Annotated in this window: 23 protein-coding genes and 1 pseudogene; 13 read left to right on the top strand and 11 right to left on the bottom strand. The window is 63.3% G+C overall.

Features of this window, described 5'->3' with window-relative positions; translation table 11 throughout:
• Window positions 1-110: 110 nt before the first annotated feature.
• On the bottom strand, window positions 111-542 hold the full coding sequence (locus tag NKJ40_RS06490) for an SAM-dependent methyltransferase (protein WP_352465368.1): 432 nt from the start codon (window positions 540-542) through the stop codon (window positions 111-113).
• Between the two features lie 516 nt (window positions 543-1058).
• Between NKJ40_RS06490 and NKJ40_RS06485 the strand changes: the two genes are divergently transcribed.
• From NKJ40_RS06485 to NKJ40_RS06475, 3 genes are all read left to right on the top strand, one after another.
• A complete protein-coding gene (locus NKJ40_RS06485) occupies window positions 1059-2204 on the top strand; it encodes a KamA family radical SAM protein (RefSeq protein ID WP_352465377.1) in 1146 nt (381 codons plus the stop codon).
• Window positions 2205-2272: 68 nt separating this feature from the next.
• Window positions 2273-2608 carry an exopolysaccharide production repressor protein gene (locus NKJ40_RS06480; RefSeq protein ID WP_352465367.1) on the top strand — a complete coding sequence of 112 codons (336 nt, stop codon included), beginning with the start codon at window positions 2273-2275 and terminating at the stop codon, window positions 2606-2608.
• Window positions 2609-2913: 305 nt separating this feature from the next.
• Window positions 2914-3738 (top strand): hypothetical protein, encoded by an 825-nt coding sequence (locus tag NKJ40_RS06475; protein WP_352465366.1) that lies wholly within the window; start codon window positions 2914-2916, stop codon window positions 3736-3738.
• Here NKJ40_RS06475 and yghU read toward each other — a convergent pair.
• Window positions 3735-4622, bottom strand: coding sequence for a glutathione-dependent disulfide-bond oxidoreductase (gene yghU, locus NKJ40_RS06470; RefSeq protein ID WP_352465365.1), 888 nt, complete (start codon window positions 4620-4622; stop codon window positions 3735-3737). The two genes, NKJ40_RS06475 and yghU, sit on opposite strands and share 4 nt — an antisense overlap.
• Window positions 4623-4881: 259 nt before the next feature.
• On the opposite strand from yghU, the gene NKJ40_RS06465 reads away from it, so the two are divergent.
• The gene (locus NKJ40_RS06465) at window positions 4882-5787 is read left to right on the top strand and encodes a S1C family serine protease (protein ID WP_352465364.1); all 906 of its coding nucleotides are present in this window, start codon (window positions 4882-4884) and stop codon (window positions 5785-5787) included.
• 15 nt (window positions 5788-5802) lie between these two features.
• On the opposite strand, the gene NKJ40_RS06460 is transcribed toward NKJ40_RS06465, so the two are convergent.
• From NKJ40_RS06460 to NKJ40_RS06440, 5 genes are all read right to left on the bottom strand, one after another.
• Entirely contained in the window at window positions 5803-6414 is a 612-nt protein-coding gene (locus NKJ40_RS06460; protein WP_352465363.1) for a hypothetical protein, read from the bottom strand.
• A 43-nt stretch (window positions 6415-6457) separates the two neighbouring features.
• A complete protein-coding gene (locus NKJ40_RS06455) occupies window positions 6458-6640 on the bottom strand; it encodes a hypothetical protein (protein WP_352465362.1) in 183 nt (60 codons plus the stop codon).
• Between the two features lie 222 nt (window positions 6641-6862).
• Entirely contained in the window at window positions 6863-7045 is a 183-nt protein-coding gene (locus NKJ40_RS06450; protein WP_023675702.1) for a DUF3606 domain-containing protein, read from the bottom strand.
• 11 nt (window positions 7046-7056) lie between these two features.
• The gene (locus NKJ40_RS06445) at window positions 7057-7365 is read right to left on the bottom strand and encodes a hypothetical protein (RefSeq protein ID WP_023675703.1); all 309 of its coding nucleotides are present in this window, start codon (window positions 7363-7365) and stop codon (window positions 7057-7059) included.
• Window positions 7362-7739 (bottom strand): hypothetical protein, encoded by a 378-nt coding sequence (locus NKJ40_RS06440; protein ID WP_352465361.1) that lies wholly within the window; start codon window positions 7737-7739, stop codon window positions 7362-7364. The genes NKJ40_RS06445 and NKJ40_RS06440 overlap by 4 nt, the downstream gene beginning before the upstream one ends.
• Window positions 7740-8029: 290 nt before the next feature.
• Between NKJ40_RS06440 and NKJ40_RS06435 the strand changes: the two genes are divergently transcribed.
• Entirely contained in the window at window positions 8030-8989 is a 960-nt protein-coding gene (locus NKJ40_RS06435; RefSeq protein WP_352465360.1) for a prohibitin family protein, read from the top strand.
• Window positions 8990-9041: 52 nt separating this feature from the next.
• Here the strand turns inward: NKJ40_RS06435 and NKJ40_RS06430 are convergent, their stop codons facing one another.
• Window positions 9042-9605, bottom strand: a complete 564-nt coding sequence (locus NKJ40_RS06430) for an RBBP9/YdeN family alpha/beta hydrolase (RefSeq protein WP_352465359.1) — start codon at window positions 9603-9605, stop codon at window positions 9042-9044.
• Between the two features lie 111 nt (window positions 9606-9716).
• Between NKJ40_RS06430 and NKJ40_RS06425 the strand changes: the two genes are divergently transcribed.
• Window positions 9717-10190, top strand: coding sequence for an Lrp/AsnC family transcriptional regulator (locus NKJ40_RS06425; protein ID WP_352465358.1), 474 nt, complete (start codon window positions 9717-9719; stop codon window positions 10188-10190).
• A 5-nt stretch (window positions 10191-10195) separates the two neighbouring features.
• Here NKJ40_RS06425 and NKJ40_RS06420 read toward each other — a convergent pair whose 3' ends face one another.
• Window positions 10196-10672: an Lrp/AsnC family transcriptional regulator gene (locus tag NKJ40_RS06420; protein ID WP_245274655.1), complete on the bottom strand. Its 477-nt coding sequence runs from the start codon at window positions 10670-10672 to the stop codon at window positions 10196-10198.
• A gap of 157 nt (window positions 10673-10829) precedes the next feature.
• On the opposite strand from NKJ40_RS06420, the gene NKJ40_RS06415 reads away from it, so the two are divergent.
• The 3 genes from NKJ40_RS06415 (at window position 10830) to NKJ40_RS06405 (ending at window position 13090) form a co-directional block, all read left to right on the top strand.
• Entirely contained in the window at window positions 10830-11579 is a 750-nt protein-coding gene (locus tag NKJ40_RS06415; protein WP_352465357.1) for a tryptophan 2,3-dioxygenase family protein, read from the top strand.
• A gap of 426 nt (window positions 11580-12005) precedes the next feature.
• Complete coding sequence (locus tag NKJ40_RS06410) at window positions 12006-12437, top strand: DoxX family protein (protein ID WP_352465356.1); 432 nt, start codon at window positions 12006-12008, stop codon at window positions 12435-12437.
• Window positions 12438-12736: 299 nt separating this feature from the next.
• Window positions 12737-13090, top strand: a complete 354-nt coding sequence (locus NKJ40_RS06405) for a hypothetical protein (protein WP_352465355.1) — start codon at window positions 12737-12739, stop codon at window positions 13088-13090.
• A 71-nt stretch (window positions 13091-13161) separates the two neighbouring features.
• Here the strand turns inward: NKJ40_RS06405 and NKJ40_RS06400 are convergent, their stop codons facing one another.
• Both NKJ40_RS06400 and NKJ40_RS06395 read right to left on the bottom strand, forming a co-directional pair.
• A complete protein-coding gene (locus NKJ40_RS06400; protein ID WP_023675713.1) occupies window positions 13162-13467 on the bottom strand; it encodes a hypothetical protein in 306 nt (101 codons plus the stop codon).
• Window positions 13468-14180: 713 nt separating this feature from the next.
• On the bottom strand, window positions 14181-14999 hold the full coding sequence (locus tag NKJ40_RS06395) for a class I SAM-dependent methyltransferase (protein ID WP_352465354.1): 819 nt from the start codon (window positions 14997-14999) through the stop codon (window positions 14181-14183).
• A gap of 372 nt (window positions 15000-15371) precedes the next feature.
• On the opposite strand from NKJ40_RS06395, the gene NKJ40_RS06390 reads away from it, so the two are divergent.
• The 4 genes and pseudogenes from NKJ40_RS06390 to NKJ40_RS06375 form a co-directional block, all read left to right on the top strand.
• Entirely contained in the window at window positions 15372-15776 is a 405-nt protein-coding gene (locus NKJ40_RS06390; RefSeq protein WP_352465353.1) for a hypothetical protein, read from the top strand.
• A 3-nt stretch (window positions 15777-15779) separates the two neighbouring features.
• Window positions 15780-16178 (top strand): hypothetical protein, encoded by a 399-nt coding sequence (locus NKJ40_RS06385; RefSeq protein WP_352465352.1) that lies wholly within the window; start codon window positions 15780-15782, stop codon window positions 16176-16178.
• A gap of 79 nt (window positions 16179-16257) precedes the next feature.
• Window positions 16258-16809 carry a terminase large subunit domain-containing protein gene (locus tag NKJ40_RS06380; RefSeq protein WP_502903692.1) on the top strand — a complete coding sequence of 184 codons (552 nt, stop codon included), beginning with the start codon at window positions 16258-16260 and terminating at the stop codon, window positions 16807-16809.
• A gap of 290 nt (window positions 16810-17099) precedes the next feature.
• A pseudogene (locus NKJ40_RS06375) lies at window positions 17100-17861 on the top strand (phage terminase large subunit family protein); the annotation flags it as partial.
• Window positions 17862-17969: the final 108 nt, after the last annotated feature.

The following is a 17969-nucleotide window of genomic DNA, read 5'->3' as shown; positions in this document are numbered from 1 at the left end:
GATCCATCCCTCGCCGCTGACGAGAGAGCTGCTACTCTCTCCCAGCGGTTCATTCTCGCCTCTTCGCAATGAATGTCATAAGACAAGCGCGTCGCGTTCGAACGAACTGCTCAGCCGTGTATCGCAATTTCGCGAAGCGGATCGCCGCCGTCGATGAACAGCCGGCCTTGCGCGGTCAACGCGGCCTTGAGCCGTTGCAGGGCAATTTTTCCTGCTTCGGGATGACGCCCGTCCAGCGCGCCGACGCGCACCGCAACGGCAATGTCGAAGTGCTTCTCGTCGGCCTCCAACTCGAAATCCTCGATGGCGACCTGGCGAAGGCTCAGCCGGCCTGCCGCAATCTCGGCGCGCGAAGCGGCCCCGACCTGCGCGATGGCCTTGGCCGAGCGGTCGATCGCCAGCACATGCCCGCCGCCGATCCTGCGCGCGATCTCGCGCGCTGCAGCACCTGGTCCGCAGCCGATCTCCAGCACTCGCATGCCCGGCCGCAAGGGCAGCGCGTTGACGATCGCCAAAAGCCTTGGCGACAAGTCGTTCGCCATACGCTCTTCTCCAGTTTTTTCGCGATCCGAGATTAGCGACCGCGGCCGGCGACGGGAAGGCCGAGAGACGCGGGCATGCCGATGTGTTCAGCTGGTGTGTCCACTTGGGCGCTGGTTGAGGAGGGGCATGATCGACTTCGAAGAGGTCGACGATCCGGTCGGCCGTCTCGACCGCGGGCGACCGAGCAGAACCCGAGCGGCCCGGCGTCGTTGACCTGAGGGGTAGGAAGGGACTGGCGCCGAGCCTAACCGGTGGGGGGTAGATTACCGGCCGTTTATGTGTATACGCTCAAGCTAATATAAGAGCAAGCTAATGTTTTGCGTCAGCGATGCGGGACGTTGGTTTCTGATCAGTGGACGGCCGCCGCTCCTGGCCGCGCACTCCAACCGGCCCAGCACCGCTTATTGCCTTCACGTGCTGGCTCCAATGCTGTACCCCGGCCCGAACTTCAAGGAGCCTCGATGACCTCACATCCCGACTTCCCCGACGCCGGCATGGCGGTCGATGCGGCCGGCATGACAGCCGATGACGAGCGCGCACGCGAGGCGGATGCCGCGTGGCAGGACGATGTTCGCGAGGGCGTGCGGCATATAGGCGATCTGGATTCGCTGCCGCTGTCGCCAGCCGAGCGCGCGGCGGCCGAAGCCGCGGCCACGCGTCACAAGGTTCGCATTCCCAAGGCCTATCTCGACCTGATCGACTGGAGCGACCCCGCCGATCCGATACGGCTTCAGGTCATCCCGTCGCCCGATGAACTGACGGAGCAGGAGGGCGAACTCGACGATCCGATCGCCGACCACGCCTTCAGTCCGGTGCCGAGATTGACGCATCGCCATGCCGACCGGGTTTTGCTGTTCCCAACCTATCAATGCGCGGTCTATTGCCGGTTCTGCTTTCGTAAGGAGTCGCTGACGTCGATAGGCCGGGGTTTTTCGCGCGAGGCGCTGGAGCCGGCCTTCGCCTATATCGAGTCCCGTCCGGAAATCCGCGAGGTGATCCTGACCGGCGGCGATCCGCTGTCCCTGCCGGACAAGGCGCTGGCGGAAATCCGCGCCCGAGTCGAGGCGGTTCCGCATGTGCGGCTATTGCGCATTCACACCCGCGTGCCCGTCGCGCTGCCGTCGCGCGTCACCGGCGGGCTGGTTCAAGCCCTGCAGGGCCGGCTGATGGTCACGGTCGTCACCCATTTCAACCATCCGCGGGAGATCACTGAGGCGACCGAGCGGGCCTGCCGTACTTTAAGGCAGGGCGGCTTCGTGCTGCTGAACCAGAGCGTTCTGCTGAAAGGCGTGAACGATACGATCGAGGTGCTGGAGGAGCTGTGCCGGGAGCTGATGTACCGCCTCGGCGTCAAACCCTATTACCTGCACCACGGCGACCTCGCGCGCGGCATGGCGCACCGGCGCACCACCATCGCCGAGGGCCAGGCGCTGGCCAGCGCCTTGCGGGCGCGCCTGTCGGGCATCTGCAACCCCGTCTATGTGCTGGACCTGCCGGACGGCGGAGGGAAAGTGCCGCTCGGCCCGTCGCATCTTGAGGCGCGGGAAGGGGAGACGTGGCGAATACGTGGGCTTGATGGAGTTGTGAGGGAGTATGGAGAGCTGGTTGGGGAGGAGGGGACGCGCAGCCGCCGTCCAAGCCAGCCCAACTTGGTGACCTGACATGCGGCCCTTGATCACGGAAGCATGCGTTAACTGCTGCTCTATTTGGTGCTTGCGCAATTGCTAAAATGGTGGAAATGTTGGTCCGGGGTAATGGGTTAGGGGAGTTCGTCCCGGCTGTAGCGAGTTCCGGGGCGGCGCAGAAAATCATGAACTTTCCACAGTTCCTGGTGGGGCTGACCACCACATCGTCCATCGTGGCGATCTCGACTTACTTTGCGACGGGTTCAATCTGGAAGACGCTGGCCTGGACGATCTTGACCTTGATCGTCATGCAGGTTGGATATTTTCTATTCGTCGTCCGGTTGATCTACGGATCCGGGGCGAAAGACGCGGCGGCAAAGCCGCGGCGTCTGAGGGCTGTGCCGCCGAACCGTCGAGGTCGCGTTCAGCTTAGGCAGTAATGTCCCATATAGATATCATGGTCTAGACAGGACATGTTCGGTTCTGGGAATGTGCATTGGACGTTCCGCTAGTTTAGTCAACTAATATATATCGCCCCACTCATATCGTCGGTTTTGGGCTAGCGGGAAAACCTGGCTGCCGCTTGTACGATTGTGCCTGAGGCGACAGTTTACAATCGGCGGGCAACGGTCCTTTGCTGGTCGGCCTGTGAATCCGGCTGGTGTTTTCGATGGGGCGTTGAGGGCTATAAAGCTGTTCAACCGTGCGGCATCGAGGTGCGCGTCGGCCGGTCGAAGAGGGGATGATGGCCACCGACGGAACGCCAAACGTGATCTTGCTGATCGGCAGCGCGCCCGATGTGGTGCGCTGCGCGGCCTGGCCCAAGCAGGCCTTCGGCAAGATCGTCGCCATCAACAATGCCTGGCGCGTGCGCGCCGACTGGGATTTCCTCGTCCATGCCGGCGATTTCCCGGCGGAGCGGATGCCGCAAGGCGATCCCCTGCAGCAGGCGCAGATCTTCAGCGCCTCGCATTACGTGCCGGCGCAAAACAGCTTTGGCGGCTTCGTCTATGCCGGCGGCACCATGTCGATGACGGCGGCCTACTGGACGCTCCACAGCCAGAAGCCGGACGTGCTGGCATTCCTTGGCTGCGACATGATCTACGATCAGCCCGGCAACACGCATTTTTACGGCGTCGGCCGGGCCGACCCTTTGCGCAACGACGTGACGCTGCGCAACCTCGAGGCGAAGTCGGCCCGCCTGCTCATCCATGCGCTCCGGCGCGGCTGCCTCTGCGTCAACCTATCCGATCTGCCGCGCAGCCGGCTGATCTTCCCGCGGCTGACGCTCGACGAACTCGGCGCGCTTTCTTCCTCGCAACTTTCGGAAATGAAGGCGGAGATGCTTGCCGGGCTGTGGCTCGATCAGGCGGAGGAGGCCGACAGGATGGAGGAGGAACTCGGCTATTTCTTCGAGGACGGCATGTACTGGAAGCACCTCGACAAGCTCGACGAGAAATTCCTGGCCAATATCGACCGGCTGTGGATGGCGGCGGTGGAGGCGAGCCAGCCGAAACTGCCAATCTCCCCCACGAGGGGGGAGATCAGCAGTTTCAGTCCGTCGGCTTAGCTTTTGGCCGCCTCGAGCTTGTCCTGCGTCTTCGTCTCGAAATCGCTGGCGTCATGGCGCTCGTGCAGTTGAATCGAAGGCTCGCCGAAGGTGCGGTTGACCATGCGGCCGCGCTTGACCGCCGGGCGCGCGTCGATGGCGTCGGCCCAGCGCTGCACGTTCTTGTACTGCTCAACCTGCAGGAACTCGCCGGAATCTTCGTACATGCGGCCCTTGGCCAGCCCGCCATACCAGGGCCACACCGCAATGTCGGCAATCGTGTAGTCGCTGCCGCCGAGATACTCGCTTTCGGCCAAGCGCCGGTCGAGCACGTCCATCTGCCGCTTGGTCTCCATGGCGAAGCGGTCGATGGCATATTCGATCTTCGTTGGCGCATAGACGTAGAAATGGCCGAAGCCGCCGCCGAGATAGGGCGCCGAGCCCATCTGCCAGAACAGCCATGACAGGGTCTCGGCGCGAGCCGGCTGCTCTGTCGGCAGGAATTCGCTGAATTTTTCGGCGAGATAGAGCAGGATCGAACCGGATTCGAAGATGCGGACAGGCTTTTTCCCGCTGCGGTCCATCATGGCCGGGATCTTGGAGTTGGGGTTGACCTCGACGAAGCCGCTGCCGAACTGGTCGCCGTCGTTGATCCTGATAAGCCAGGCGTCGTATTCGGCGCCGCTGTGGCCGAGCGCCAGAAGCTCCTCCAGCATGATCGTCACCTTGACGCCGTTCGGTGTCGCCAGCGAATAAAGCTGCAGCGGATGCTTGCCGACCTGCAGCTCCTTGTCATGCGTCGGGCCGGCGATCGGCCGGTTGATGCTGGCGAAAGCGCCGCCGTTTGCCTTGTTCCAGGTCCAGACTTTTGGCGGCGTGTATTGGTCCGTTGTGTAGTCGTTCATTTGGGAGGCCTTTGGAAAGATTGGGTTGGGAGGATTGGGGAGGATATCAGGTATCAACTTGGGTAATGGCGGAGGAACTTTGCATAGGGCAGCTTCGGATAGCCGTAGGTACAGATAGGGCTGCCGGCGCAGTTGCAAAACCCCGGCGCGAACGGCGCGGCGCCGGTCCACGCTAAAGCCGGCGCCGCCTCTTGCGCCTGATCACCTGCGCCATACCTATAGCCCATATCAGCCTGCGAACATTGCCAGGAACCAAAGCATGAATATCGAACCCCTTTTGCGATCCATCGTGGCCGTCCGAGCCACCGTGCCGGAGGACGCCTTCACGGCAGACGCGCTGGGCACCCGCCGCGAAGGCAGCGGCGTGGTCATCCGCGGCGACGGGCTGGTGCTCACCATCGGCTATCTCATCACCGAGGCCGAGGAGGTCTGGCTGGCCGACCAGGACGGGCGCGTGGTTCCCGCCCATGCGCTCGCCTACGACCAGGAATCGGGCTTCGGCCTGGTGCAGGCGCTGGCGCCGCTCGGGCTGCCCGCCATTGCGCTCGGCGATGCGTCCAGGGCGAAGATCGGTGATCCCGTCGTGCTCGCCGATGGCGTCGGCCGCTCCGTGCGGGCGCGGATCGTCACCAAGCAGGAATTCGCCGGCTATTGGGAATATCTGCTCGACGAGGCGATCTTCACGGCGCCGGCTCACCCCTCATGGGGCGGCGCCGGCCTGATCGGCGCGGATGGCAGGCTGCTGGGCATCGGTTCGCTGCGCCTGCAGATGAGCCGCAACGGCGAGGTCGCCGACATCAACATGGTCGTGCCGATCGATCTTCTGCCGCCCATCCTCGACGATCTCCTGACGCGCGGGCAGGTCGCCAGGCCGCCGCGGCCCTGGCTCGGCGCCTTCTCGGCCGAGAGCGACGGCAAGGTCGTGGTGATGAGCGTTGCCGAGGGCGGTCCGGCCGCCCAGGCGGGCCTTCGCCAAGGCGACGTCATCTCGGATGTCCGCGACACGGCGGTCGACGGGCTTGCCGATTTTTATCGCAAGCTTTGGAAGAGCGGCCCGGCGGGCGCCGAGATCCCACTCCGGGTGCTGCGCGATGGCCGCGAAACCTGGCTGCGCGTCAAGTCCGCCGATCGCAACAGCCTGCTGTGGAAGCCACCTCTGCAGTGAGGCAACCGAAACCTCTCACTCTCCGCAAGCGCTGAAGCCAGTGCCCGGGGTCCACTCCGCAAATGGGATGACCTCGCCTTCGACCGATACGGTCGCTTGCCTGGTGCTGCCGTTCGCCAGCTTCTTGCTGCTTTTGCCCTTGCCGGTCAGCACATTGTAGTCACAGTCGCTGGCAACATTGTCGTCCATGTAATCCCAATGCTCGTAGGCAAAACCGGCGACGACGAACGTGCCGTTGCGCCAGGCGAGCGTGAGCGTCTTGTTGATCCGCTCGCTGCCGATCTCCATCGCCGGAATATAGAGCTTGATCGAGCCGTTGGGGAGCGCGGTGAGTTCGGGCTCGGTGTCGGATGTGGCGGGGCCCGGCCGGTCGTAGTTCTTCCATTCACCGTAAATCTGTTCATGCACGACCCCGGCAGGTCTGAGAAAATCGCCGTCGCGGTCCCTGAGGAACAAAAGCAGGTCCATGGGATGGCCGGGCTCGGTCTCGACGATCATCGCCAGATCGGCGGCGCCGTCGCCGTTCCAGTCTCCGGTCGCCGCCGTGATGATCTTCTGGGTCTCGATCGGTTCCGCCAGTGCGGCGGCCGGCAGCAGCAGGACCAGACCGAATATTGTCGATCGCATGTAAATCCCCTGAGCTTGGGCAGGCCTGAGATGCACGCGCTTCTCAGGAGGCCCGGCTCTGCCGCGTCTCGGAACGGCTCGTCTCGTTGAGCAGCCGGCAGAGCGAAACCGCTTCACGACGGCTCAGGCCGATCAGCGCGATTTCCGAAAATTGCGCCGGCAGATCGTGAACGATGTCCCACACCATCCATCGGCCGTTCGGCTCCAAGACACATTCGTAGCGCAATAATTGTTCCTGCATCCGACCCCCGGCTTTGCTCACCGGACTGGTACAGTGTCGAGGTAAATGAGTTGTTGCGCCGCGAGAGTATTCCGCGGCTGTCAAAACCAGGCGTTGAATCCCATAGGGGCGAACCCGACAGGGCACAGCCGACGGTGCCGATACTCTCGACAAGGCGGCAGGGCAGGGCCACTTCTGGCGTGAACGGCGGCTGCCGCCAAAAGTAGATCAGGCGTTGCGGCTCGCCATATGCGCGTCGAGCTTCCTCCTCGAGGGGCCGTAACGCTTGATGATGGTTGCGGCCTCGCTTTGCGGTATGCCGTATTTGCGGGCAAAGGCAGCGACCTCGTAAGGCTCTTCGCCTGAGACCAGTTTGCGATCCTGCTTGGTCTTGGATTTGTCGTCGGCCATGGCGTCCTCCATCACATCTGGTCGTTATAGGGCTCCTTGGTCCGGCCGACCATCCTGGCCAGTTCGGCAAAGGATGGCACGCCGGTTTCGCCCTGGGCGTTGTTGGCCGCCTGCAGCAGCCTGAGCGGAAAGCAGACGGCGTCGCGGTTGGATGGCGACATGTCTTCATAGAGACGCTCGTCGCTGGTCATCGCCGCCTCGGCCCGGCGCAACGCCATGTCGACCTCGTCGACCGACAGCAGGCCCTTGTGGACCAGCGCGTTGTTGACGGCCGCGATCGCCATCATCAATCCTTCGAGCTGGAGATTGGCGACGTTCATCGTCTTGCGTCCTTGCCGGGCTTCTTGGCGGTGGCCTTGCCGTCTGGCCGGATCGCTGCGCGCGGCGGGTTCTGGCCCTCCGAATGAAGGGTCCTGTCGTCGAAATCGTCAGCCGGCCTGGTCAATCCCATGCCGCCGGGAGGTGGCTTGTTGCCGGCCGCATCCTGCGAAAATTCGTCGGCCGCGTCGGGGCTCGTCTTTGCCGGATATTTCCTCGCTCCGGTCTCGTAGCGGTTCGGGTCGTCGGCCATGTCCTGTGCTCCCGTTGCAATGAGCGGATAACTTTCATGCGGCGGCAGCGGTTCCGTGGCGAAATCGACCTTGCCGGTGTGCAAGCCTTCGCAATCTGTCGGGTTTCGTGCATTCTTGTGCATGCCAACGATGCTTCGCTCCGACGCGCCAGCAAAATGCTGCTCCTACTGCGGCGGGCGCGACCACGACTACGAGGATTGCCCGAAGCGCAAAACCGATGCCGAACGGCAGAAGGAGACGCCAGGCAACGCGTCCCAGCCCGCTGCCGCGGCTGCAGGGGAAATCCGCTAGCCAGCCTGAACCACCCGCCGGTCCGGCCGGTTGGCGCGAAGGTCCTTCCATATCCAGAGGATTGCAATGCCGCCACTATTGTGGGCAAAAGCAGCACGGGCAATCAGGTTGGGGTGGGGTGATGACCGAAACGCAAGGTAATTCAAGCCGTCCGCAGGGCAAGCCGGGGATGGCATCGGGGTCGATCGGTTCCGGCCTGATCGCACTCGTCATCGTGGCGCTCGGCGTCTTTGCGCTGTTTGGATCCTGGTACACGATCGACCAGGGCGACCGCGGCGTGCTCTTGACCAACGGAGCGCTGAGTTCGGTCGTTGATCCCGGACTGCATTTCAAGCTGCCGTGGTTACAGCGTGTCGAGAAGATCAGCCTGCGCCAGCAGGTGCTCAAATGGGGCTGCGAGAACCAGAACGATTGCAGCGGCCTGCCGGCCATGCAGGCCTATTCGCGCGACCAGCAGCCGGCCGACATGCGCGTCACCGTCAACTTCCACGTGCCGGCCGCCGAAGTCAGCAACGTCTACACCAACTATGGATCGATCGAGGCACTGGCCGACCGTGTCATTGCCAGGAAAGCACCGCAGGAGATCAAGACGGTGTTCGGCCAGTACGACGCGGTGTCGGTTATCCAGAACCGGGCGAAGTTCAACAAGGACGTCGCCGAGGCCATCGCGGCGGTAACCGACGGCCCGGTGATGATCGACAGCGTGCAGGTCGAGAACATCGACTTCTCCGACGCCTACGAGCAGGCGGTCGAAGCCAGGATGACGGCTCAGGTCGAGGTGCAGAAGCAGGAACAGAACCTGCAGCAGGAAAAGATCAAGGCCGATATCGCCGTCACCCAGGCCAAGGGCCGCGCCGACAGCGTCAAGGCCGAAGCCGAGGCCAGCGCCTACAAGACCAGGGTCGAAGGCGATGCGACCGCGGGCGCCATCAAGGCTCGCGCCGCCGCAATCGCCAACAATCCGCTGCTGGTCGAACTGACCAAGGCGGAGAGATGGAACGGCGAATTGCCGAAGTCGATGATCCCGGGCTCGACCGTACCGTTCCTCGAACTCAGCACGCCTGCCGCAGCATCGAACTGAGGCGCGGCGCAAACCAGATCAGGACGGCGGCGCGATAGCCGTCCTGGTGCGGTTACGGCTGAAGCACGGCGCCTCGGGCGATTGCCTGCGTTTGACTTAGAGCTGTCAGCAGCTCCATTCCCGCCGGCCAGTTGCCGAGCCCGCTGTCGCCATTGATGTGGCCAAGCGGTCCGGCGATATGGAGATCGCTGCCCCATCGCTCGGATTTCGCCCTGGCATAGTCCAGCGAGCCGTAGGGATCGTTGGTGCTGGCGACAATCAGCGACGGAAAGCGAAGCCGTTGTTGCGGTGCGTCGGCGAAGGCCCGGGCGGAGGAGGGGAAGGCCGGCGACGCAGGGTCCGGAACCGCGACCAGCAACGCGCCGCCGATAGAGCGGGGGGAGATCCGCTGCCAGTGTACGATGAGCAGACAGCCGAGGCTATGGGCGACGAGCATCGGCGGTGTCCTTGCCTGGCATACACCCGTTTCCAGCGCGGCCACCCAGTCGTCGAGGTCCGGCGCGTCCCAACTCGCCGGGTTGAACCGCCGCATCGCCGGGTTTGCCTGCTGCCAACGTGTCTGCCAGTGGGCTTTGCCCGATCCGCCGATGCCCGGCACAATGATGAAGTCGGTCATGCGAAGCCCTTCTTTCCTGATGCAGCGCGTGCAATTCTAGGTCTTCTTCCAGGTGGCGGAATGAGAGATCATCGGAAAGCAGCGACGAAATCCGATGGATTAAAGGCGATCATGCGGAACGGCGATTATCGGCCAAGGCTCGACCCCACCGATCTGGCGATCATTGAGATCATGCAGGAGGATGGCCGCATCGGCATCTCCGAGCTTGGCCGCCGCGTCGGACTGTCCCAGCCCGCCACCTCGGAACGGGTGAAGCGGCTGGAGGAGCGCGGCGTCATCACCGGTTACAAGGCGGTGATCAATTCGGCAGCGCTCGGGCTCGGCACCATGGCGGTCATCCGCCTGCGCACCACGCATGAGCATATCCAGGCCTGCCTGAAGAGGTTCGCCCAATTGCCGGAGGTGGTCGAGGTGCTGCGGGTGACCGGCGAGGATTGTTTTCTGGTCAAGGTCGTGGTCCCGTCACCGCCCGATCTTGAAAGCATCGTCGACAGCATCGGCCACTACGGCACGGTGACGACAAATGTGGTTCTGCGCGCCGAGCAACCGAAGCGGCTGGGACGCGAATTGATGACCAGGGCCTGACCGGTCTATCGCTTGGTCTGCGTATGCCCGACGGCATTGGCGAACGAGATGCCGCCCTTGATCTCGCGCATCGCCATCGAGGTGATCGTGCGCCGCACGCCGGGCAGCCGGCTGAGCTCCTCGCGCAGCATCCTGTCGAGCGCCATCATGTCGACGGTGACGATCTGCAGGAGATAGTCGGCCTCGCCAGTCGTGGCGTGGCAGCGGCGGATCAGCGGATGCTTTTTGACCGCCGCCTCGAAGGCGTCCGACAGTTCGAAATCGATCGACACCTGGATGAAGGCTTCGATGCCGAAGCCGAGCTTGGCCGGGTCGATCCGGGTCGAGTAGCCGCGGATGACGCCGGCGTCCTCAAGCGCCTTCACCCGCTTCCAGCACGGCGTCTTGCTCAAGCCGACCTCATCGGCGAGCGCGGCAAAGGAGATGCGGGCCTCGCGTTCGAGCGCCGCGACGATCTTCCGGTCGACCGCGTCCAGCATCATTCGTTCTTCCAATCTGCTTCAGCGACAATTTTCGTCCTTCGTTTCCCGCCAATCGAATAACAGAAAGGGACAATGTTCGGCAAGAAAGCGATTAGACTCGGGGGACCGGGATCCAACAAGCGCCTGCGGCCCAACGGCCGGGGCAAGGAGCATGGCCATGGACAAGCAGGATTATTATGCCCGCATCGAAACGCCTGAGATGCGCGACTATGGCGTCTACCTCAAATGCGACAGGCTGCTTGCCTGCCAGAAGCCGCTGGCCGAGATGGTGAATGCCGACGAGCTGCAGTTCCAGATCGTTCATCAGGTCGAGGAGCTGTGGATGAAGCTCATCGCCTACACGCTGATCGACGTCGTCGATTTCCTGGAAAAGCAGGACACGCATCGCATCGTCACGCTGATGGCGCGCGTGCACCGGCTGATGCGGCTGATGACGGCGCAGCTCGACCTGCTCGAAACCATGTCGCCCAAGGAATACCAGCAGATCCGGCTGCAGCTCGGCAATGGCAGCGGCCAGGAATCGCCGGGCTTCAAGCAGCTGCTGCGCCTGCCGCCCGATCTGTGGCGGGCCTTCAAGGCGTCGTACCTCGACGACCGCGGCCTTTCGGTCGAGGATGTCTACGATACCGGCTACGATCACGGCGACAGCTATGTCGTTGCCGAAGCGCTGATCGAGTTCGACGAGCTGTTCCAGAAATTCCGTGCCAACCACCTCTATCTCATCCACCGCACGATCGGCCTCGGCGCGAAATCGCTGAAGGGCCGGCCGGTCGAATTGCTGGAAGCCGGCGCCCGCCACCGCTTCTTCCCGGAACTCTGGGACATACGCTGGGCGATGACCGACCGCTGGGGCAGCCAGTATGGAACGGTACGGGAGCCGATCAGCCGGGCGAAGGCTGCGGAGTAGAGCCAGGCTTGGGTTCCTCGCCCCGCGCCAAGCGGGGGGAGAGGTGGGCGCGCAGCCGCCCGAGCTCGGCGATTTGTTTTGCGGCGCCTCTCCCTGCGCGGGGGGCAGCAGCCCCCCCAACCCCCCCAAAGTGAGGCGGCGCGGACCGGTGGCGCAGACCCCCCGGGTGGGGTCCCACCCCCCCGCGCCACGGGGGGGGAGTGGGGCCCGCGCCGCGGCCGGAGAGAGGCCTTTTCTTTGCCGGCGCCTCTCCGTCGCGGCTTCGCCGCGCCACCTCTCCCCCATGAATGGGGGCGAGGAACCCTGGTCTTGCGAGGCCTTCTCGCTACGCGCTTGTATCCTGCAGGTTTTTCGGGGGATGATGTCGGGCTTGCGGCTGGTGGTGCGTCCTTGGGGCACAACCATCGGAACTCTTGGGAGGACATCATGACCTTGGAAACCGCTCAATCAACCGTTCAGTCGCCGTGGCAGACCGCGGCAATCCTTATCGGCCGGCTGATTTTCGCAGCCGTGTTCCTGATGGCCGTGATCTTCAAATTCATCGATATCGGCGCCACCGCCGGCTATATCGCGGCGGCCGGGTTTCCGTTCCCGCTCTTCCTGGCCTGGTGCGCAGCCCTGCTCGAGGTCGTCCTCGTTCTATGCTTCCTGACCGGCGCCTTCTTCTCATGGGCAGCACTCGTCGCCGGCGCCTATGTGCTGTTCCTCGGCTTTGCCTTCCACGGGCCGTCGCACTGGGCCGGCAACCAGGCGGAGTTCGGCTTCTTCGTCGATCACTTCACTTTCCTGGCCGGGCTGCTGTTTGCCGCCGTGCACGGGCCGGGCAGGGTCCTGGCGCTGAGGCTTGGCAGGGGGTGATGCCCAATCTCGGAGGCGGCGTTCTCGTAAAGGCGCTCAGAAGGGTGGCTGCGACAATGGCGGTCGGGTCTATGACCGCGACCAGGGCCAGATCGGCAGCACGATCCGCACCAGCATCGTCGTGACGATCGAGAGCGGCCGGGTACCGTCATTCCGGCCATCCGCAGGTCGCGCGCAATAAAAGCGACAGCTAAAGTACGAGCGTTCGAGGTTTATGCTTTTTGTAGATGCGCCTGCATTCCCTCTGTACTTCCAACTTTCGGCTGGCTAAGCAAGACATGGGTCTTGAGGGGGAATTCATGAACATCGCCACGCGTTTTGCTGCCGCCATGATCGGCACGTCTCTGCTTGCCGGCTGCACTACCTTGACCGAAGGCGAATTCAACACGATGCATACCACGCTTGAAGGCAGCCCTGTCACCAAGCGCGTGGCGATCAACGAATGCATTGCACGCGAGAGGTCCACGCCGCTCAACGAAAGAAAGACTTACGCAGCAATCATGAATGTCAGTGTCGCAAAATACGATAGCGCCTTTTGTAACCGGCTCTTTAATGCCGTTGCTAATGGCAGGCTGACTTACGCGGACTACCGCAGGCTTTCCTCGCCGGGGGCCGACAGCAGCAAGTTGATCAAGATCCTGCAGGGCCGCTAGCAGGCGCCGCCAGCAGTCTTGCAACCCCGCCGCGGCAAGCCGTTGTCGCGGCGTCAGTTACGATCGCGGTGTCACATCTGGTCGTTGTAAGGTTCCTTGATCTGACCGACCATGCGCGCCAGTTTCGAGAAGGACGGCATGTCCGTCTCCGGCTGACATTGATTGGCCAACTCCAGCAGTCGGATCGGGAAGTTGACGGCATCGCGGCTCGACGCCGACATGCCTTCGGACCTTTCCTCGTTGGTCTCGCTGGCTTCGGCCTTGCGCAAGGCGATGTCTATCTCCTCGACGGAGAGCACGCCCTTGCGGACCAGGACCTGATTGATCGATGCGATGGCCATCAGCAGGCCTTCGAGTTGCAGATTGGCGACGTTCATGGCTTTTGCTCCCATTGGCTGGGGTTCAAACGCGCGAATGCCTGTTCTGATCCGCGGCTGCGGCTGCTCGTCGGCCGGTGAGATGCCTCGGCAAATGGAGGAAGCGCCAATTGCCGACGCTGCGTTCGCGCCCACAAAGTGGCTGGCGGGCAACGCGAGGCGCCGAAGAGAATTCGGATTTTTTGTCGCCGCGCCACATTTTGTTCTTGCTTTGTGCCGGCAGCTATGCTACTAATTTGGGTATGGTGCTAATTGGCTCCAACGACCCGCCCGCCGAGGCGGGTTTTTGTTTTCAGGCTTCTTTTCGATCGAACGTTGCTTGTGTTGCCGGCTGTGAAGTCGGCGGGACAGCGCCTGGGACAGTACCCCCCTCTGGCCTGCCGGCCATCTCCCCCTCAAGTGGGGAGATTGGCGGTTTCGGCGCTGCGCTCTTCCTGCAACGTTGGAGATTGGCGAAAGCCGGCGCGAAGGCCGATCTCCCCCCAAGTGGGGGAGATGTCCGGCAGGACAGAGAGGGGCGCGAAGGAATGCAGCCTAGCGGTCTTCTTGGAAGGTCAATCGGGAGGCGGACAAGGCGAGGCGTTGAAAGGAAATCGCATTTTTTTGTCGCCGCGCCACATTTTGTTCTTGCTTTGTGCCGGCAGCTATGCTACTAATCTAAGTATGGTGCCAATTGGCTCCAACGACCCGCCCGCCGAGGCGGGTTTTTGTTTTCAGGCCGGTTTGGAGACGATCACGGCGAGAGAAGCGAGCTTTCCGTCACTCAGGCTTCGGATGTAGTTGCGGCGGCGCTGCAGGAATTCCGCGCCCATGACGACTTCATTTGCCTGCTGCTGCGCCGGCGAGGGCACGATGCCGGAATTGGCTCTCTTCAGCGCCAGCTCAACATGTTCGCCGGTTTCGTCGACGATTTCGTCGATGCGAAATCCGGCATCGACAAACAGGGTTTTCAATTTTTCCCGATCGGCGAGGTGGCTGGTCGCCGCAGAAACCGCCCAGGGCATGGGATAGTAGGGCTCGCCGCCGGCGAGCACGGCTTCGGTCCAGATCAGCCTGCCTCGCGGTTTCAGCACGCGCCAGGCCTCGTCGATGACCGCGGCCTTGTTCTCGATGTTCATGCCGACATAGAAGCAGATCGCCGCATCGAAGGTGCTGTCGCCAAAAGGCAGTTTCGTTGCGTCGGCCTGATGGAAGCGAACCATGTCTGCCAGTCCGCTGAGTGCGGTCAGTCGGCTCGACGCGGCGACAAAGGCTGGTGTCAGGTCGATGCCGTCGACCTGGCAGCCATAGGTCGAGGCCAGAAATCTTGCCGGCCCGCCAATGCCGCTGCCGATATCCAGGATCCGATCTGTCGGCGAAGGCGCAAGACGGGCCGCATGCTCCCGCGTGGCGATCAGTTCGCGGCCATGGAGCTGATCGAATGGATAGAGTTGCGCGGCCGCGAGTTTTCCGGCCGGGTCGGCGTCCGGGATCGCGGCCAATATGCGATCGACGATGCCGTCGCTGCCGTAGTGACTGGTGACATTGCCCATGACGCGTTCCCCTCAAGCGCAACCACCATCCCATCAACGCAAGTCTCACGCAATGCCCGCCTTTTTCGCCCCTCCTTCCAGCCGTTCACCGACGAGGGTGCGAGGTCGTCAGTGCATTTTCTTCCACCGTGCCACATTTTGTTCTTGCTTTGTGCCGGCAGCTATGCTATCAATCTGGGTATGGTGCCAATTGGCTCCAACGACCCGCCCGCCGAGGCGGGTTTTTCATTTCGGGCTCCTGTTCGACCGAATGTTGCGTGTGCTGCCGAGGTATGTCGGCGCGAATGAACGCGACCGACTATCCCGGTCCGCAACCACCTATCGTCCATAGATTTCCCAACGCGCCCGTACGCCCATTTCAGAGAACACCCCATGTCCAACCGTTACGCCACCATCATCACCGACGATGACGGCCGAGAGGTCGTCAGCGCTATTGGCGAGTTCGCCGGCGCCGCACCCTGTGCCCGCCATGGCCGCTTCGAGGCGGTCGCCGCCGGCGTGCGGATCGGCATGGTGCGCGGCGGCCCCGGCGATGCGGTCGGCGGCTTCGGCTTCCCGTCGGGAGCACTCGACGGCAAGGCGGCGGCAATTCTCAGGGCAAGGCTGAATGCCTTGCCTGACGCCAGTACGGTTAAGCCCGGCACGACGACTGATGCGAAACCGGCAAGCCAGCTGCGGAAGCCGAAGTCGGCACGCGCCGGCAAGAAGGCCAAGCCGCGCAGGCGCATCGTGCGGCCAGCCAACAAGAAGCCGATGTCCGCCGGGACGGCGGAGTAGGGCATGGCCAAGGCTCCTTCCACCGGCGATCCGCAGCCGCACGATCAAGCACCCGGCAGCCGAACCAGGCGGGCGAAGAAGACGCTGGCCGACGGCTTTCTCGAAGCGATCCGCGCCGATTTTCGCGCCCACGGCGGCGGCGTCATCGCCGAGGTGCGCGCCGAAAAGCCCGACCAGTACCTGAAGCTCGTGCTGTCGGTGCTGCCCAAGGATATTAGTGTCAATATCAACAATCTGGATGCATTGAGCGATGACGAAATCAGGCAGCGCATCCGCGGCCTCGAAGCCGTCCTTAGGCCGTTCCTCGAGAAGCCGGGCTTCGCAAAAGGCCTCGCAGAGCCGGGCGGCAAGGACGGAATATCTCAGCCTGCTGGCGGAGCTGGACCGCAGGCGTCGCACTAACCAGCTTGCCGCCTATCGGCCCTATCCCAGGCAGGCCGAGTTCCATGCAGCCGGCGCGACCAATCGCGAGCGCCTGTTCATGGCCGGCAACCAGCTCGGCAAGACCAGGGCCGGCGGCGCCGAATGGGCGATGCATCTCACCGGCCGCTATCCAGATTGGTGGCAAGGCAAGGTTTTCGACTGTCCGGTTCGGATGTGGGCGGCCGGCGTCACCGGCGAAAGCACGCGCGACAATCCGCAGCGCATCCTGATCGGCCCGCCGCAGCAGCAGGCGGCCTGGGGCACCGGCATGATCCCGGCCGACGCCATCGTCAGCACGATGGCGGGACGGGCGCCGGGCGCGCTCGACAGCGTCGTGGTGCGCTGGGGCGGCGGTGGCGACGTCCAGGCCGGTGAATCGGTGCTGTCGTTCAAGAGCTACGAGAAGGGCCGCGAGAAATGGCAGGGCGAAACGCTGCACGGCGTCTGGTTCGACGAGGAGCCGCCGCTCGACATCTATTCCGAAGGGCTGACCCGCACCAACGCCACCGGCGGCATCACCATAGTTACCTTCACGCCGCTGCTCGGCATGTCGGACGTGGTGCTGTTGTTCTTGTCGGCGGAGGAGGTGGGAGGGATGGGGAGGGGGTGAGGCAAGTTCAGGAAAGAAGCATTCGCTCCTCTCATCCGTTGCGTTCCTTCGCGCCCCCCTCTGTCCTGCCGGACATCTCCCCCACTTGGGGGGAGATTGGCAGTTTCCGCGTCCCGCCTGCCTGCAACCGTTGAAGATTGGCGAAAACCAGGATGACATCCAATCTCCCCCCTTGTGGGGGAGATGTCCGGCAGGACAGAGAGGGGCGCTGTCCCGCCATCGGAAAGTTCTTTGTCAAACAACACCATACGTCCAGCGCCTGCCACTACGATTCAATGCCGCGAGGGTGAAAAACAATGACCCGTCACGTCACCTTCATGACCATCGACGATGCCGAACATTATACGCCGCAGCAGCGCGCCGAGATCATTGCCGCCTATCCGGCGCATGAGCGCGAGGCGCGGGCCAAGGGCATTCCGGTGCTGGGCTCCGGCCGCATCTTTCCGGTGGCCGAGGAGCTGATCGCCTGCGAGCCATTCCCGCTGCCGCGCTATTGGCCGCGGCTCGGCGCCCTCGATTTCGGCTGGGACCATCCGTCGGCCGCGGTCGAGCTGGCCTGGGATACGGAGGCCGATGTGGTCTATGTCACGAAAGCCTGCCGCGCCTCGCAGCAGACGCCGGCGATGCAGGCGCTGACGCTGAAACCGTGGGGCGAATGGCTGCCATGGGCATGGCCGCGCGACGGCCGCCGCGAGACGCTGGAAGGTGCCGGCACCGCACTTGCGAGGCAGTATTCAGCGCATGGGCTGAACATGCTCGTCAGCCATGCGCAGTTCGCCGACGGTTCGGTCTCCGTCGAAGCCGGGCTGATGGAGATGCTCGACCGCATGCAATCAGGCCGGTTCAAGGTGTTCTCGACGCTTTTGCCGTGGTTCGAGGAGTTCCGGCTCTACCATCGCAGGGATGGCCAGGTGGTGAAGCTGCGCGACGATCTGATGGCGGCGACCCGCTACGGCGTGATGATGCTGAGGGAAGCGGTGGTCGATCCGGCTCTGTTCAAGGCCGCGCGGCGGAAGGCGGGGCAAGCCGATCCGCTGGGGGCGTTTCGGTGAGGAAAATCGGGGAGGGAGGCAATGCGCTCCGGCTCCGATTGGAAAACTGTAGTGAACGTCCGTGGACGTGGTGTAGCATCGAATGATCCCGCTCAAGGGACGCATCGG

Source organism: Mesorhizobium sp. M0119 (assembly GCF_040322615.1).
GTDB lineage: Bacteria > Pseudomonadota > Alphaproteobacteria > Rhizobiales > Rhizobiaceae > Mesorhizobium.
The sequence above is the reverse complement of the archived record's forward strand: the minus strand, read 5'-3'. Positions and strand labels throughout refer to the sequence as shown.